At 69.1% G+C, this 15,374-nt stretch carries 15 protein-coding genes; 5 read left to right on the forward strand and 10 right to left on the reverse strand.

Annotated features, from left to right (window positions below; translation table 11 throughout):
- Positions 1-103: 103 nt before the first annotated feature.
- The 8 genes from rplQ to FM112_RS05840 all read right to left on the reverse strand — a co-directional run bounded on the left by rplQ (position 104) and on the right by FM112_RS05840 (position 5,680).
- Positions 104-640, reverse strand: coding sequence for a 50S ribosomal protein L17 (rplQ, locus tag FM112_RS05805; protein WP_087004884.1), 537 nt, complete (start codon positions 638-640; stop codon positions 104-106).
- 39 nt (positions 641-679) lie between these two features.
- Positions 680-1,675 (reverse strand): DNA-directed RNA polymerase subunit alpha, encoded by a 996-nt coding sequence (locus tag FM112_RS05810; RefSeq protein WP_087004887.1) that lies wholly within the window; start codon positions 1,673-1,675, stop codon positions 680-682.
- Positions 1,676-1,841: 166 nt separating this feature from the next.
- A complete protein-coding gene (rpsK, locus tag FM112_RS05815) occupies positions 1,842-2,240 on the reverse strand; it encodes a 30S ribosomal protein S11 (RefSeq protein ID WP_087004890.1) in 399 nt (132 codons plus the stop codon).
- A 52-nt stretch (positions 2,241-2,292) separates the two neighbouring features.
- Positions 2,293-2,667, reverse strand: coding sequence for a 30S ribosomal protein S13 (gene rpsM / locus FM112_RS05820; protein ID WP_087004893.1), 375 nt, complete (start codon positions 2,665-2,667; stop codon positions 2,293-2,295).
- Positions 2,668-2,828: 161 nt separating this feature from the next.
- A complete protein-coding gene (gene rpmJ, locus FM112_RS05825; protein ID WP_087004896.1) occupies positions 2,829-2,942 on the reverse strand; it encodes a 50S ribosomal protein L36 in 114 nt (37 codons plus the stop codon).
- Between the two features lie 82 nt (positions 2,943-3,024).
- Positions 3,025-3,246: a translation initiation factor IF-1 gene (infA, locus tag FM112_RS05830; RefSeq protein WP_087004899.1), complete on the reverse strand. Its 222-nt coding sequence runs from the start codon at positions 3,244-3,246 to the stop codon at positions 3,025-3,027.
- Between the two features lie 187 nt (positions 3,247-3,433).
- Complete coding sequence (locus FM112_RS05835; protein ID WP_087004902.1) at positions 3,434-4,108, reverse strand: GntR family transcriptional regulator; 675 nt, start codon at positions 4,106-4,108, stop codon at positions 3,434-3,436.
- A 48-nt stretch (positions 4,109-4,156) separates the two neighbouring features.
- Positions 4,157-5,680: a sodium:alanine symporter family protein gene (locus FM112_RS05840; protein WP_087004907.1), complete on the reverse strand. Its 1,524-nt coding sequence runs from the start codon at positions 5,678-5,680 to the stop codon at positions 4,157-4,159.
- Positions 5,681-6,104: 424 nt separating this feature from the next.
- Here FM112_RS05840 and FM112_RS05845 point away from each other — a divergent pair, with 424 nt between their 5' ends.
- The 3 genes from FM112_RS05845 to FM112_RS05855 are packed head-to-tail and all read left to right on the forward strand — an operon-like array spanning position 6,105 to position 9,914.
- Complete coding sequence (locus tag FM112_RS05845; RefSeq protein ID WP_217874451.1) at positions 6,105-7,469, forward strand: NAD(P)/FAD-dependent oxidoreductase; 1,365 nt, start codon at positions 6,105-6,107, stop codon at positions 7,467-7,469.
- 49 nt (positions 7,470-7,518) lie between these two features.
- Entirely contained in the window at positions 7,519-8,412 is an 894-nt protein-coding gene (gene dapA / locus FM112_RS05850; RefSeq protein WP_087004913.1) for a 4-hydroxy-tetrahydrodipicolinate synthase, read from the forward strand.
- 2 nt (positions 8,413-8,414) lie between these two features.
- A complete protein-coding gene (locus tag FM112_RS05855; protein WP_087004916.1) occupies positions 8,415-9,914 on the forward strand; it encodes an aminobutyraldehyde dehydrogenase in 1,500 nt (499 codons plus the stop codon).
- 35 nt (positions 9,915-9,949) lie between these two features.
- Here the strand turns inward: FM112_RS05855 and FM112_RS05860 are convergent, their stop codons facing one another.
- The gene (locus FM112_RS05860) at positions 9,950-11,311 is read right to left on the reverse strand and encodes a GntR family transcriptional regulator (protein ID WP_087004920.1); all 1,362 of its coding nucleotides are present in this window, start codon (positions 11,309-11,311) and stop codon (positions 9,950-9,952) included.
- 208 nt (positions 11,312-11,519) lie between these two features.
- On the opposite strand from FM112_RS05860, the gene FM112_RS05865 reads away from it, so the two are divergent.
- Positions 11,520-12,893 (forward strand): MFS transporter, encoded by a 1,374-nt coding sequence (locus tag FM112_RS05865; protein ID WP_176386684.1) that lies wholly within the window; start codon positions 11,520-11,522, stop codon positions 12,891-12,893.
- A gap of 32 nt (positions 12,894-12,925) precedes the next feature.
- On the forward strand, positions 12,926-14,257 hold the full coding sequence (locus FM112_RS05870; RefSeq protein ID WP_176386685.1) for an FAD-dependent oxidoreductase: 1,332 nt from the start codon (positions 12,926-12,928) through the stop codon (positions 14,255-14,257).
- Between the two features lie 45 nt (positions 14,258-14,302).
- Here FM112_RS05870 and map read toward each other — a convergent pair whose 3' ends face one another.
- Positions 14,303-15,142 carry a type I methionyl aminopeptidase gene (map, locus tag FM112_RS05875; RefSeq protein ID WP_087004930.1) on the reverse strand — a complete coding sequence of 280 codons (840 nt, stop codon included), beginning with the start codon at positions 15,140-15,142 and terminating at the stop codon, positions 14,303-14,305.
- Between the last annotated feature and the right edge of the window lie 232 nt (positions 15,143-15,374).

Consider the following 15,374-nt stretch of genomic DNA (forward strand, 5'->3'; position numbering starts at 1 on the left):
CTCTGCGCGTGTGCACAGGCCCGCCCGGGCCCCGCCGCCCGCCGTCCGGAAACGACGGAGGGCCCCCGCGGATGCGGGAGCCCTCCCTCTGAAGCCGGGGAGACTACTTGGTCTCCTCCTCGGCCGCTTCGGCCTCGGGAGCCTCGTCGGCAGCGGCCTCGGCCGCCTCGACTGCCGCCTCATCGGCGTCGGTGGCCTCGACCTCGGCGGTCTCCTCCGCCTCCTCGACGACGGGCGCCTCTTCGGCCGGGGTCTCGGCGGCGGGCTTGTTCTTGAACTGCACCGGCTCGAGCACCAGTTCGATCACGGCCATGGGGGCGTTGTCGCCCTTGCGGAAGCCGGTCTTGATGATGCGGGTGTAGCCGCCCGGGCGCTCGGCGACGAGCGGGGCGATCTCGGTGAACAGCTCGTGCACGACGCCGCGGTCGGTGATGACCTGCAGCACGCGACGGCGGGCGTGGAGGTCGCCGCGCTTCGCGTGGGTGATCAGTCGCTCGGCCACCGGCTGCAGGCGCTTGGCCTTGGTCTCGGTGGTCTGGATGCGCTTGTGCGTGAAGAGCTGCGCAGCGAGGTTGCCAAGCAGAAGACGCTCGTGGGCAGGGCCGCCTCCGAGGCGCGGTCCCTTGTTGGGCTTAGGCATTCGTAGTTCTCTTTCTCAGATACGGGCCGCGAACGCGGCTTAGATGTACTCGCCGCTGTCTTCGCCGGCACCGTAGAAGTGGGTGCCTTCGAAGCCGGGCACGCTGTCCTTGAGGGTGAGGCCGAGCGAAGCGAGCTTCTCTCGGACCTCGTCCACCGACTTCTGCCCGAAGTTGCGGATGTTCAGGAGCTGGCTCTCGCTCAGCGCGACGAGCTGGGCCACCGTGGTGACGCCTTCGCGCATGAGGCAATTGTACGAGCGGACCGACAGGTCGAGGTCGTTGATGCTCATCGAGAGCTCATCGCTGATGACCTGCTCCACCGGGGCCGGGCCGATCTCGATGCCCTCGGCCTCGACGTTGAGCTCGCGCGCGAGGCTGAAGAGCTCGACGAGCGTCGTGCCGGCCGAGGCGAGCGCGTCGCGCGGCGCCATCGAGGGCTTGGTCTCGACGTCGATGATGAGGCGGTCGAAGTCGGTGCGCTCGCCCGCACGGGTGGCCTCCACGCGGTAGGTGACCTTGAGCACCGGCGAGTAGATCGAGTCGACCGGGATCTGGCCGGCGTCGGAGTACTCGTTGCGGTTCTGCTGCGCCGAGACGTAGCCGCGGCCGCGCTCGATGGTGAGCTCGAGCTCGAACTTCGCGTCGTCGTTCAGCGTCGCGATGACGAGAGCGGGGTTGTGGATCTCCACGCCGGCGGGCGCGGAGATGTCTGCTGCGGTGACCTCGCCCGCGCCGGTCTTGCGCAGGTATGCCGTGATCGGTTCGTCGTGCTCGCTCGAGACGACGAGCCCCTTCACGTTGAGGATGATCTCCGTCACGTCCTCCTTCACGCCCGGGATGGTCGTGAATTCGTGCTGGACGTTGTCGAGTCGGATACTCGTGACCGCAGCGCCGGGGATGGAGCTGAGCAGAGTACGGCGCATCGAGTTTCCGAGCGTGTATCCGAACCCGGGCTCGAGCGGCTCGATGACGAACCGCGACCGGTACTCGGAAACATTCTCCTCGGTAAGGGTGGGGCGCTGTGCAATGAGCACTGTGTGGTTCCTTTCGGCGAAGCGTCCGCTATATGACGCTTGGCGTGTCCGCCGGCACTACCGGCCGACGGGAGTTAGGGAGGATGCTGATGACAAACGGAATCCGGCGCGATCACCGGTCGAGTCGCCCGCACTCACCGAGGTGGGTGCGGGCGACTCCGGACGGTTAGACGCGGCGGCGCTTCGGGGGGCGGCAGCCGTTGTGCGCCTGCGGGGTGACGTCGTTGATCGAGCCGACCTCGAGGCCCGCGGCCTGAAGCGAGCGGATCGCGGTCTCGCGACCGGAGCCCGGGCCCTTGACGAAGACGTCGACCTTCTTCATGCCGTGCTCCTGCGCCTGTCGTGCAGCGGCCTCCGCTGCGAGCTGCGCGGCGAACGGGGTCGACTTGCGCGAGCCCTTGTAGCCGACGCCGCCCGAGGACGCCCAGCTGATCACGGCACCGGTGGTGTCGGTGATCGAGATGATCGTGTTGTTGAACGTCGACTTGATGTGAGCCTGGCCCACGGCGATGTTCTTGCTCTGCTTGCGGCGCGTCTTACGCGCTGCAGACTTAGGGGTAGCCAATTCTTCTCTCCTACGAAATTCGGTTCACTCGCATCCGGCGAATGCGGACGGGTTACTTCGCCTTCTTCTTGCCGGCGACGGTGCGCTTCGGACCCTTGCGCGTGCGCGCGTTGTTCTTGGTGCGCTGGCCGTGGACGGGGAGTCCACGACGGTGGCGGATGCCCTGGTAGCTGCCGATCTCGACCTTGCGGCGGATGTCGGCCGCGACCTCGCGGCGGAGGTCGCCCTCGACCTGGTAGGTGCCTTCGATGTGGTCGCGGAGCGCGACCAGCTGCTCGTCGGTCAGGTCCTTGACGCGGGTGTCGACGTCGATGCCGGTGGCGGCGAGCGTCTTGAGTGAACGGGTACGGCCGATGCCGTAGATGTAGGTAAGAGCGACTTCCACGCGCTTCTCGCGAGGAAGGTCGACGCCTGCTAGACGTGCCATTGGGAGTGTGCTCCTGTTGCGGTTGAGGTGTGGTGCAGCGAATGGGCCCCGGCCTCGTGCCCGGAGGTGTCGACGCATCCGGGGATGCGTCTCTTATCGCTGCGAGGATCCGTATTGAGTTGTGCCGCCCGAGCGCGCCGGAGCGGCTCGAGCGGGATCAGCTAGCCCTGACGCTGCTTGTGGCGCGGGTTGCTGCAGATGACCATGACGCGGCCGTGACGACGGATCACACGGCACGAATCACAGATCTTCTTCACGGAGGGCTTGACCTTCATGAATTCTTTCCTTTATTCGCTGGCCTCGTGCCGATGCGGGATTGCACCGGCCGTTCCTTACCCGGCTCGAGCGAACGACTCGCTACTTGTAGCGGTAGACGATGCGGCCACGGGTGAGGTCGTAGGGGCTCAGCTCCACGATCACGCGGTCCTCCGGGAGGATGCGGATGTAGTGCTGCCGCATCTTGCCCGAGATGTGCGCGAGCACCTTGTGTCCGTTCGAGAGCTCCACCCGGAACATCGCGTTGGGCAATGCTTCGATGACCGAGCCCTCGATCTCAATGACGCCGTCTTTCTTGGCCATAGCCTCACTGTCGCTAGTTCGTCGAACGCCCGCATGCCGGTCATGCGGAATCGGCGCTGTCGGGGATGCACGAACATCCCGAAACACACCGACTGTCAACTATAAGTCCATTCATGGCGTGTTCGCAAGGACTCGGCGCGATGATCGGGTAGTGGCGGACGGTTCGGAACCCGCCGCCGGGGTTCGGCTACTCCTCGTCCGGAAGCGTCGCCTTGATGCGCTCCGAGGCGGCGTCGAGCGATTCCGCGGTGATCCGCTCGGCGCCCGCCGCGTCGCGGGCCCCCACCGCGTCGATGAGCCGGCGCTGGTAGTCCAGCAGCGGCGAGAGCTCGCCGTTCGCGACCTGGGCGCGGACGCCGACGATCTTGAACGGCCGGCACCGCGCCCAGAGCCAGCGGATCGTCTCCAGCAGCACCGGATTGCCCGAGTCGGCGTAGATGCCCGCGAGGATCTCCTCGTCCCGGTCGAGGTACTCCGCGAAGTCGTCGCGCTCCAGCGCCCGGCTCATCCGCGCGTACGCGTCCTCGGCGTCCTCGAGCGCGCGGGACGACACCCGCGGGGCGCCGAGACGGGTCGCCTCCGTCTCGAGCATCTTGCGCACCGCGTAGATGTGGAGCAGCTCCGCCTTGCTCAGCTGCTTCACCACGGCGCCGCGGTACGGCAGCTCCTCCACGAGGCCGAGCGCCTCGAGCCGCTTGATCGCCTCGCGCACCGGCATCGCGCTGATCCCGAGGGCCTCGGAGAGCTCCCCCGGCTGCAGGCCGTGGCCGCCGGGGAAATCGCCGTTCATGATCGCCGAATGAATCGCCTCGAACGCCTGATCCCCCGCGCGACGACTCGACCCGATTCTCGCTAGACCCATGGGCCAGAGTATATCCGCAGGCCGGGCGCCGCCGTCCGGCCCGCGGGCTCAGCCCTTGCGACGACGGCGCTTCGGTGGCTCCCCCTCCTCCTCGAGCGTCTTGAGCGTCTTGGCCTCCGCGGCCGAGAGCGGCTGCGTGTGCAGGCCGCGCAGCTTCTCCTCCCAGAAGACGGCGCCGGTGATCCCCAGGCGCCCCGGGTCGAAGAGCGGGTCGAGCCCCTTCTTGCGCTGGTAGTCGTAGTCGCGGACGATCTTGCGGATGATCGGGGTGAGCAGCACCAGCACGAGCATGTTCAGCCACGCGAGGGTGCCGTAGCCGATATCGCCGATGGCCCACATCATGTCGGCCTGGATGATCGCGCCGACGAAGGAGATCGTGAGCGCGCCGATCTTCAGCGCCCATTCGAGCACCGGGCTGTGGCGGTCCCCGAGCAGGAAGACGAGGTTCGTCGTGGCGACGTAGAAGAAGAACACCTGCGAGGTGAAGGCGAAGAAGAGGATCGCGAGCGCCACGAACACCGAGCCCCAGCCGGGCAGCGTCGTGTCGATGGCCGCCTGCACGAAGTTCGGCCCCGCCTCGAGGCCCGGCACATGCTCGACGATGAACCCGTTCAGCCCGTTCGCCACGTTGTACTTGCCGGTGACGACGATCATGAGGCCCGTGGCCATGCAGATCATCAGGATGTCGATGTAGATGCTGAAGGCCTGGATGATGCCCTGCTTGCCGGGGTGGGTGGTCTTGGCCGCGGCGGCCGAGAAGGTGCCCTCGCCGAAGCCGGTGGCCGAGGCGAAGACCGCGCGGCGGACGCCCCAAGCAACGGCCCAGCCGACGATGCCGCCGAAGATCTGGTCCACGCCCGAGCCGGCGTTGATGATGATCGCGATCGCCTCGGGCACGTCGCGCAGGTTGAACGCGATGATCACGAGGGCGGTGAGGACGTAGCCGATGGCCATGAAGGGCACCACCGTCTGCGCGACCTGCACGATGCGCTTGGTCCCGCCGATGATGACGATGGCCAGCGCCGCCGTCACCACGATGGCGGTGACCCACGGCTCGATGCCGAACGCGGCCCGCGCGCTCGAGGCGATGTTGTTCACCTGGATGCCGGGGAAGACGAATCCGTAGCCGATCATCGCCGCGATGGCGACGATGAAGGCGAGCCAGGGCGCCTTGAGCCCGTACTTGATGTAGTAGGGCATGCCGCCCCGGTGCTCGCCGTGCACACGGCGCTTGAAGGTCTGGGCGAGCACGGCCTCCGCGTAGGCCGTGGTGGATCCCAGCAGCCCGGTGATGGCCATCCACATGATCGCGCCGGGCCCGCCCATCGCGATCGCCGTGGCCACGCCCGAGATCGAGCCGACGCCGACCCGGCTCGAGAGCGTGAGCGCCAGGGTCTGGAAGGAGGACAGCCCCTCGGGGTCGCTGTCCTTGGCGCGAAGCTGGCGGATCATGTCCGGCAGCCTGCGGAACTGCACCCCTTTGGTGAGGAAGGTGAAGAAGAGGCCCAGGCCGAGGGCGAAGTAGGCGAGCGGATCCCAGATCCAGCTGTTGATCGTGGACAGAATCTCCATTGAAACGTCTCCGTGGTTCAGTGACACCCGCCCACACGACGCGGCTAATGCTAGACCACGTCGCGGCCGAGCAACAGCTCCCCGGCGCGATCTCCCGACCGGCGCCGCTTCCGGCGGTTTCCCGACGCCGTGGAATTCCCCGGAAACGCTCCTTGACAACGCCTCATCCGCATCTCCATCATTAGCTGATAGATGATCATCCATCATCTATCCGATGCCACGCAGAAGGCGAAGAAGGTTTCTGTACCCGGACCGGCCTGGTATTCCCGGCGACCCTCGACCTCACGAATTGACACCCGCTCAGGCGGAGGGCTCCCTGGAATTCAGGCCGATTCGGCGAACACGGATGCCTCTTCCCTTCGCGCCGTCCAACCGACCACCTCGACCGCCTCAGCGCGGCCTCGACACCTGGAGGCAGTATCAAGTGAAAGACGTAGTCATCGTGGGAGGCGGCCTCGCCGGCCTCTCCGCCGCGTGGCGGCTACGCGACTGGGACATCGCGCTGCTCGAAGCGGATGAGACCAGGATCGGGGGGCGGGTCCACAGCGAGTCCCGCGGCCCCTACGTGCTCAACTGGGGCGGGCACATGTACGCCGGCTCGGGCAGCTCCACGGAGCAGCTCGTCCACGAGACCGGCAGCCACTCGATGACCATCCCCGGCTCGCTGCAGGCCATGGCGATGAACGGCAAGTTCCTCAGCACCGGGCCGATCCAGACCTATCCGTTCCGGATCCCGATGAAGCAGCGCGATCGCCTCGCGATCCTCCGCTCGGGCGCCAAGCTCAGCCTCGACGTATTCCGCTACGCAGCGGCGGTGCGCACGCGGAAGGGCGAGCTGCCGGAGCAGCGCCAGCAGCGCGTCTTCGACTTCGAGAACGGACGGACGTTCGCCGAGTACATGGGGAGGATCCCCAAGGCGGCGAAGGACTTCTACTTCCCGGTGGTCATGCGCTCCACCGCCGATCCGGATCAGATCGCGGCCGGTGCGGGCATCGGCTACTTCAGCCTGATCTGGAACATCGGCGAGGGGCTCGGCAACGCGATCGTCGGCGGCGCGTCGACGCTCACCGAGGGCATCGCGCAGACGATCTCCGACAGCATCGAGCTGGGCGCGGCGGCCGACGAGGTCGTGCAGCACGCCGACCACGTCGTGGTCCGCTACACGAAGGGCGGCACCGCGCACGAGCTCAAGGCCCGCACCGTCGTGATGGCCACGCCCGCGCCCATCACCCACCGGGTCGCGGTGGACCTGCCCGAGGACCTCCGGGACGCGCTCTCGAAGATCGAGTACGGCCCCCACGTGGCCGGGGCCTTCCTCACCAACGAGGAGGGGCCGATGCCGTACGACAGCGCCTACGGCATCGCGACGCCCAATCGCTCCTTCACCGTCGCGCTCAACCACGGCAACCTCGTGCACGGCAAGACGAGCGTGCGCAGGCCGGGCGGGAGCATGATGACCTTCTCCCCCGCGAGCCTCGGGCGCAGGCTCTTCGACAAGCCGGAGGAGGAGATCATCGACATCCACCTCAAGGACCTCGACGAGATCTTCCCCGGGTTCAAGCGCATCGTGACCGAGGCGCACATCGAGAAGTTCGAGTTCGGCTCGCCCTTCTGCTTCCCGGGGCGGAGCAGGCTCCAGCCCACGCTGACCCAGCCCACCGACCGCGTGTTCCTCGCGGGCGACTTCCTGGGCACCCTCTACACCGAGACCGCGATCTCCTCGGGCTTCACGGCGGCGCAGCGCGCCCGCAGCGCGCTCACCGCCGAGAGCGACGCGAGCTACGCCTGACCCGACGACCATCCCGACGACGAACGACCACCATCGAGAGAAAGCAGCCATGACTCAAGACCTCAAGGGAGTGCTCACCGCACTCGCCACCCCCTTCGACAGCGACGAGAACATCGACTTCGACCTCCTGCGAAAGGTCGTCGACCGCTCGATCGACGGCGGCGTCGACGGCGTGGTCGCCGGCGGCTCCACCGGCGAGTTCGCGACCATGAGCGGCGATGAGCGCCGCCGGTTCGTGGACACCGTGATCGAGCACTCGGCGGGGCGCGTCCCCGTGATCGCCCAGACCGGCGCCACCAGCACCCGCGAGGCGATCGCCCTCTCCAAGGCGGCGCAGCGCAGCGGCGCGGACGTGCTCATGATCGTCACGCCCTACTACGAGCCGCTCGGCCTCGACGAGACCGTGGCCTACCTCCGCGACGTCGCGGCCGCCGTCGACATCCCCGTGATGCTGTACAACATCCCCGACGCGACCGGGGTCAACCTCGACCCGGACACCATCGCGTCGCTCGCCGACGAGATCCCGCACGTCAAGTACGTCAAGGACTCCTCGGCGAACTGGGAGCAGGCGCTCCAGCTCATCCGCCACCACGGCGACCGGATCGGCACCTTCATCGGCTGGGACAGCTACCTGTTCAGCGCGCTCGCCGAGGGCGCCGCCGGCGTCATGGCCGGGGCCGCGAACGTCGTCCCCGCAGAGATCGTCTCGGTCACCCGCAAGATCCGGTCGGGCGATCTCCAGGGGGCGCTCGCAGAATGGGAGCGCCTGTACCGGGTCATCGACGCGATGATCTCCGTGCCCTTCATCCCCGCGGTGAAGAAGGGCCTCGAACTCCAGGGCCTGCCCATCGGCGGGCCCCGCCGACCCACCGCACCGACCACGCCCGAGGCGACCGCGCGCATCCGCGCGGCGCTCGACGCGCTCAACGAGGAGGACCAGTAATCATGACCACCGCAGCACTCCCCGAGATCCGCCGGGGCGACCAGGCCGGACTCGTCAAATCCGAGGAGTTCCCGCCGCTCAACCACTTCATCGACGGGGCGTTCGCGACCGGCGAGCCCGCCGCCACGAGCGCCGTGATCGACCCGGCCAACGGCTCGGAGCTCGTCCGGGTCGCCCGCGGCGACGCGGAGGAGGTCGACCGCGCCATCGCGGCGGCGAAGCAGGCCCTGCCTGCGTGGCGCGCGCTGACGCCGAAGGAGCGCGCAGAACTGCTCAACAAGATCGCGGACCGCATCGAGCAGCACGCCGACGTCCTCATCCGCCTCGAGGCGCTCAACTGCGGCAAGCCGCTCGAGGTGGCCGAGGACGACGTCGTGAGCGCCGTCGACACCTTCCGATTCACCGCCGGTGCGAGCCGCGCCTTCACCGAGCTCGGCGCAGCCGACTACGTCGAGGACCACACCTCGCTCATCCTCCGCGAGCCGGTCGGCGTCGTCGGCGCCATCGTGCCCTGGAACTACCCGCTGCTCATGGGCGTCTGGAAGCTCGCGCCCATCCTGGCCGCGGGCAACACCGTCGTCATCAAGCCCTCCGAGCAGACCCCGCTCACGACGCTCAAGCTCGCCGAGCTCGTGCAGGACCTCCTCCCGGCCGGCGTCCTCAACGTCGTCCTCGGCAAGGGCAGCGCGGTCGGCGCACGGCTCTCCGACTCCCCCGATGTCGACCTCGTCGCCCTCACCGGCAGCGTGCGGGCCGGGCGCGAGGTCGCCTCCGCCGCGGGGCAGACCGTCAAGCGCGTCCACCTCGAGCTCGGCGGCAAGGCCCCGGTGATCATCTTCGACGACGCCGACCTCGCGGCCGCCGCCGAGGGGCTGCGCGCGGCGGGCTACTGGAACTCCGGCCAGGAGTGCGGCGCGGGCACGCGAGTGCTCGTGCACGAGTCGGTCGCGGAGCGGTTCGTGGAGCTGCTCGTGGAGCAGGTGTCGACGCTCGTGGTCGGCGAGCCCGGCGCCGGGGCGGATGTCGAGCTCGGACCGCTCATCTCGGAGTCACACTTCGAGAACGTGCTCGGCTTCATCGAGCGCGCGAAGGCCGAGGGCGCCACCGCCGCGATCGGCGGCGACCGGATCGAGGGCGACGGCTACTTCGTCGCGCCCACCGTGCTGACCGGCGTCGTGGAGGGCACGGAGGCGGCCCGCGAGGAGGCCTTCGGCCCCGTCGTCACCGTGGAGACCTTCACCGAGGAGGAGGACGCGATCCGCCGCGCCAACGACGTCGAGTACGGCCTCGCCGCATCCGTGTGGACGCGCGACTCGGCGCGGAGCCTCTCCGTGCCGCGGCAGCTCGACTTCGGCACCGTCTGGGTCAACTCCCACCTCGTCCTCGCGAACGAGGTGCCCTGGGGCGGGTTCAAGGGCTCGGGCTACGGCCGCGACCTGTCGATCTACGCGCTGAACGACTTCTCGCGCACCAAGCACGTGCAGATCAACCACGCCCGCTGATCCGCCCGCCCCTTCTGCGTTCGCGGGTGCCGCCGCTAGACGAGACCCCGCGGACCGGTGCGCGGCTCGTCGAGCAGGTCGAGCATGTACTCGGCCCCGCGCCCCATCTTCTCGCGCCAGATCGCCACGGCCCGATCCTGGTCGTGCTCGAGCACCGACGCGAGCAGCCCGGCATCCTGCTCGAGGATCTCGCCCGTCGGGTAGGCGTAGCGCGGGCCCATGAGCGTGATGAACATCACCAGCTGCTTCGCGAAGGAGCCGATCAGCCCCGGGATCCGCGAAAGCCCCGACATCTGCGCGAGCGCCGTCTGGAACTCCGCGTCGAGCCGCTGGGTCCGCGCGGTATCGCCCTCGCGGATGCATTCGGCGAGTGCGTCGAGAGCGGCTCGAGCCTCCCGCGCGCCCGCGGTGCCCCGCCTGCATGCCGAGCGGAGCGCGATCGTGCCGAGCGCCTGCCGCGCCGCGTACATCTCGACGACATCGGCCTTCGTCGGCAAGCGCACGGCCACGCTGTTCTCCGCGGTGACGGTGATGAGCCCCTCCTCCGCGAGCGCGTGCATCCCTCTCCTGACCCTGCCCTGTCCGGCCCCCAGCCGGTCGGCGAGCACGCGATCGGACAGCTCGTCGCCGATCTCGAACGAGCCCTCGGCGATACCTGTCCGGATGGAGACCAGCAGCTCGTCCTCGATCGACGACTCCTCGGACTCGGAAGGGGCGACGAGCGACGAAGGGGCTTCAGACTTCCCCGGAGCCGGCTCGGGCGGGGCCGGCGGCGTCCAGAGACAGGAGGCCTCGCCATGCTCGTACCAGTGGTGCAGCCGTTTCTCCAGATCGGCGAGCGGTTCGCCCACGAACTGCTCCGGCAACTGCGAGAGCGGCTCGAACAGGCCGAACCACTCGCGCTCGTCCGCGCAGCGCAGCACAGCCGCCGAGCCGCCGTCCGCCGCCGGAGCGTCCGACGTCGCGAGCAGCACCGCGTCGTTCCTCTCCCGGGCGATGAGACGCCGGAACCTGGCTCGGTGCTCGCCCGCGATCTCGTCCGCCGGCACTCCGTTCCGGGCCCGAGCATGCTCCGCGACCAGGAGCGTCCGCAGCCTGCGTCGGCTGACCGGTCCCAGCGCCGCGAGCGGCCGGCGCGAGCCCCGCGCCCGTCGTCGCAGCAGCAGCGAGGAGCCCGTCGGGCCGAGCAGTGCGCCGACGAGTTCGACATCGGCGTCCGCGAGCAGGCCGGCCAGCGTGTCTGCGGCGATCGAGGGGCGCCGCAGGTCCCGCCAGACCCGCGAGGCCGTCGACTGGCTGGTGCCGACGGCACGGGCTATCCCCCTCGTCGAGCAGCGCGCCGCGGGCAGCCACAACGGCGCCGCCAGCACTGCCTCCCGCACGGCGCCGCCGTCCATCCGCCCCTCCGATCCCCATGCCGCTCGTCCCCAGCCGTTCGGCTGACTCGATGACTCACTTTACGGGCAGTTCCGCCGCAGGCGGTGGCCGAGACGCCGCGCTTCCCTACGCTCGGACACGCCGATACCCGTTCCGGGGATTCGGCAGGGCGCTGCCGCCGGTACCGCCCGAGTTCGCTCCTTCTCCCCGCAACGAGGCAGGTTGATCTTGAGTTCTCCCAATCCGATACCGAAGACCGCGACGCGCAACTTCTCGAGATTCGAGAATCGAGTCGCCGCGACCGCATCCGGCGGAAAATTCTGCGACGGCTGGATCCTCGCCGTGATCGGCGTAGTCCTCCCCCTGGCTACGACCGGCCTCGGTTTCAGCCCCGTCATGGAGGGGCTCATCGGCTCCGGCTCGCTGTTCGGGCTGTTCGTCGGCGGCCTGGCGTTCGGCTGGGTCACCGACCGGCTCGGCCGCAAGGTGATGTTCATGCTCACGCTGCTCACCTTCCTCGTGTGCTCGATCCTGCAGTTCTTCGTGGTCGACGCGTGGCAGCTGTTCGCCCTGCGAGTGGTCATGGGCATGGCGATCGGCGCCGACTACGCCATCGGCGGCGCGATGGTCGCCGAGTTCACCTCGCTCAAGAAGCGCGGGCCCAAGCTCGCCGAGATGCTCGTCTGGTGGTATGCCGGCTTCTCGCTCTCCGCGACGCTCGCGATCCTCGCGCTCAACGCATTCCCCGACATCGAGGGGCTCTGGCGTTGGATCCTCGCGAGCAGCGCCGTGCCCGCGCTGGTCATGTTCCTCGCCCGCATCGGGCTGCCCGAGAGCCCCCGCTGGCTCGCGAGCCGGGGCCGCATGGAGGAGGCCCGTGCGATCGCCGAGGAGTACCTCGATCCCGAGACCCGCGAGGACGCCCTCGCCGAGTCCACCGTGAAGCTCGGCTTCGGCGCACTGTTCTCGCGCCGGTACATCCGCAAGACGGCGCTCGTCAGCATCTTCTGGATGGCGCAGATCACCCCGTTCTTCGCGATCTACGTCTTTCTGCCGCGCATCCTCACGCAGCTCGACATCGACCTCGGCGACGGCTGGAGCGAGGTCGTGCTCTATCTCTTCCTGCTCATCGGCTGCGTGGCCGGCGTCGCGGTCGTCAACCGCATCGGACGGCGCAAGCTGCTCATCATCCCGTTCATCGGCATGGGCGCCTCGCTGCTCGTGCTCGCCCTGTGGCAGACGGCCCCCTCGTGGGTCGTGATCACCTGCTTCATCGTGTTCGCCTTCGCCCACGCCGCGGGCAGCGTGCTGCAGATGCTCTACCCCAGCGAGCTCTTCCCCACCGAGATCCGCGCCACCGCGGTGGGCTTCGGCGCCTCGATGAGCCGCATCGGCGCGGCCGTGAGCACGTTCCTGCTGCCGATGGGGCTCACCGCGTGGGGCGTCGGGCCGACTCTGCTCATCGGCGTCGCGATCTGCGCGCTGGGCCTCGTGGTCTCGATCATGTGGGCTCCCGAGACGACCGGCCTGAAGCTCACCGACACCGCCTCGATCCCGACCGCATCCGAACAGCACCGCCGGACGGGAGCGCGCGCCTCGTAGCGGCGATGCACCTCCAAGAAAGGAACCCCATCATGCCCGAAGTCATCATCGTCGGCGGCGGTCCCGCGGGCCTCGCCGCGGCTTACCATCTCGAGCGAGCCGGAATCGCGTCGCTCGTGCTCGAGGAGAGCGAGCGTCACGGCGGGCGGGCGCTGACCAGGCGCGTGCACAGCGAACCGGTCAATCTCGGCGCCATGTTCGTCTACCGGGACACCCCCGCCGAACGGCTCGCGAAGGAGCTCGGCGTCGAGCTGCGGCCGTTCGAGCCCGAGACGCTCGGCATCCACACGGGCGACCGCACCGTCGTGAGCCGTGACAACGGCGCGCTCATCGACGCCCTGCCACTGCCCGCCGAGTCGAAGGCCTCGCTCGCGGGGTTCTTCGAACGGGCCGCCGAGACGTACTACGAGCACACCGAGAGCGGACGGCTCTCGGCGGCTGCCGCGGCGCTCAACGAGGTCTCCGCGCAGGAGCAGCTCGAGGGGCTGTCCGAGGACGTCCGGGAGATTCTGGTGGCGGCCATCCGCGGCGGATCGGTCGCGCGGCCCGCCGAGCTCAGCGCGGCCTACGCGCTGCGCTACTTCGCGAGCTACCTCGTGCACGAACAGCACAATCGCGCAGTGGCGGCGGCGGGGATCGAGACCATTCCGGACGAGCTCGCGCGCCGTCTCGAGCACTCCACGATCCGCACGGGGCTCTCGGTCGAGCGGGTCTCGCTCCTCGACGACGGCGAGTGGCTCGTGGAGGGCGGCGGGGAGCGGCATCGCGCCCGTCATGTCGTCCTCGCGGTCCCGGCCCCGCGCATCCCGGCGCTCGTCGAGCTGCCGGAGTGGAAGCTCGACGCGCTCGCCCGCATCAAGACCCCCGGCTCGACCGTCCTCGGCGTGGTGGCCGATGTGCGGAACGCCGTGCATCCGACCGTCACGGGCCGCGCAGGCGACGAGCGGCTCGGCTACGACGACTGGTCCTTCGTCATCACCCCGGGGCGGCCCTTCGACGCCGTGATCAATCCGCAGCCGCATCGGGGATCGGGAACCGCCCAGTTCGTGTGCTACGGGAACGTCTCGGGCTACGTGCCCGAGGCGAACCGGCCCGGCTCGGGGGTGCTGGAGGCATGGGTGGAGGAGTTCCTCGCGGTCGCACCGGGCCTTCGCGGCCGGATCCTCGGAGCCGAGATCAAATCGTGGGAGCACTGCTTCTCGCTGCTGACGCCGGAGCGCCACGCGGCGCTGTCGGATATCCAGCGGCCGGTGGAGGGGACGCTGCACTTCGCGGGCGACTACTCCTCGGAGACCGCCGGGACGCACGGCGCATATGCCGAGGGACAGCGAGTGGCGGACGCGATCATCGAGACGTTTGGCTGATCCCGGCCATCGCGATGGGGCCGGTCGTGCGCCGGCCCATTCGCGTCATTCCCCTGGCGGGACCGGCACCACGCCGAACCGCGCGAGCCCCTCCGCACCGCCGTCGGCGGCCGTGGTCACCCAGATGCCGTCCCGGTGGCGGATGACCGTGTGCTCCCAGTGGGCGGCGAGGCTGCCGTCGGCGCTGCGCACCGTCCATTCGTCGTCGTCGGTGACCGTCTCGGCACCGCCCCCGGTGAGCATCGGCTCGATGCAGATCGCGAGGCCCGGCTTGACGACCGGCCCGCGGCGGCGCACCCGGTAGTTGAAGACCGTGGGCTCCTCGTGCATCGAGCGGCCGATGCCGTGGCCGGTGTAGTTCTCGAGGATGCCGAGGGGCCCCTCGTGCGATTCCGTCTCGTGCTCGATCGCGGTGCCGATCTCGTTGAGGTGCCGGGCGCTCGCCACCGCGGCGATGCCCGCCCACATCGACGCGCGCGTGGCGTCCGAGACGCGGCGCGCCTCGGCGAGCCAGGCCTGCGCATCCTCGCGGTCGGGCTCGCCGGGGACGATCCAGGTGCGCGCGGAGTCCCCGTTCCAGCCGTGCAGCTGCGCGCCGCAGTCGATGGAGACGACGTCCCCCGCCGCGAGCGGGGCGGCGTCGGGGATGCCGTGCACGATCGCGTCGTTCACGGAGGCGCAGACGGTGTGGGAGTAGCCCTCCACGAGCTGGAAGTTCGGCTCGCCCCCGCCTTCCCGGATGGTGCGCTCGGCGATCGCGTCGAGCTCCAGCGTCGAGATGCCCGGGCGGATCGCCTCCCCGACCGCGTCGAGGGCCTCGGCCGTCAGCTCGCCGGCGGGGAGCATCATGCGCAGTTCGTCGGGGGTCTTGTAGATCGAACGCATGCTGACGAGTGTAATTCAGTGCGCTCCCGACCAGGGCTCGCGCTTGCCGACGCGGATAGGCTCGATTCTTGACAGGGGCGCAGCCGCACTGCAATATCGATTTAGCATCGTCTTGGAGTCGCGGTATGCGCTCCGGGCGGGCAATCGCCACGAGGCCGGGAACCGCCGGCCTCGCCAACTGTCGCAACGATGGGACAAGCACTCTTGAGTAATCTCACCACGACCACGGTTC

Source organism: Gulosibacter sp. 10 (genome assembly GCF_900163695.1).
Lineage (GTDB): Bacteria > Actinomycetota > Actinomycetes > Actinomycetales > Microbacteriaceae > Gulosibacter.

Excerpts from the sequence above, each read along its gene's own strand:
- FM112_RS05870 (WP_176386685.1), top strand. The coding sequence starts at position 12,926 with ATGCCCGAAGTCATCATCGTCGGCGGCGGTCCCGCGGGCCTCGCCGCG.
- rplQ (WP_087004884.1), bottom strand. The coding sequence starts at position 640 with ATGCCTAAGCCCAACAAGGGACCGCGCCTCGGAGGCGGCCCTGCCCAC.
- FM112_RS05855 (WP_087004916.1), top strand. The coding sequence starts at position 8,415 with ATGACCACCGCAGCACTCCCCGAGATCCGCCGGGGCGACCAGGCCGGA.
- FM112_RS05860 (WP_087004920.1), bottom strand. The coding sequence starts at position 11,311 with ATGGACGGCGGCGCCGTGCGGGAGGCAGTGCTGGCGGCGCCGTTGTGG.
- FM112_RS05835 (WP_087004902.1), bottom strand. The coding sequence starts at position 4,108 with ATGGGTCTAGCGAGAATCGGGTCGAGTCGTCGCGCGGGGGATCAGGCG.
- FM112_RS05840 (WP_087004907.1), bottom strand. The coding sequence starts at position 5,680 with ATGGAGATTCTGTCCACGATCAACAGCTGGATCTGGGATCCGCTCGCC.
- rpmJ (WP_087004896.1), bottom strand. The coding sequence starts at position 2,942 with ATGAAGGTCAAGCCCTCCGTGAAGAAGATCTGTGATTCGTGCCGTGTG.
- map (WP_087004930.1), bottom strand. The coding sequence starts at position 15,142 with ATGCGTTCGATCTACAAGACCCCCGACGAACTGCGCATGATGCTCCCC.
- infA (WP_087004899.1), bottom strand. The coding sequence starts at position 3,246 with ATGGCCAAGAAAGACGGCGTCATTGAGATCGAGGGCTCGGTCATCGAA.
- rpsM (WP_087004893.1), bottom strand. The coding sequence starts at position 2,667 with ATGGCACGTCTAGCAGGCGTCGACCTTCCTCGCGAGAAGCGCGTGGAA.
- dapA (WP_087004913.1), top strand. The coding sequence starts at position 7,519 with ATGACTCAAGACCTCAAGGGAGTGCTCACCGCACTCGCCACCCCCTTC.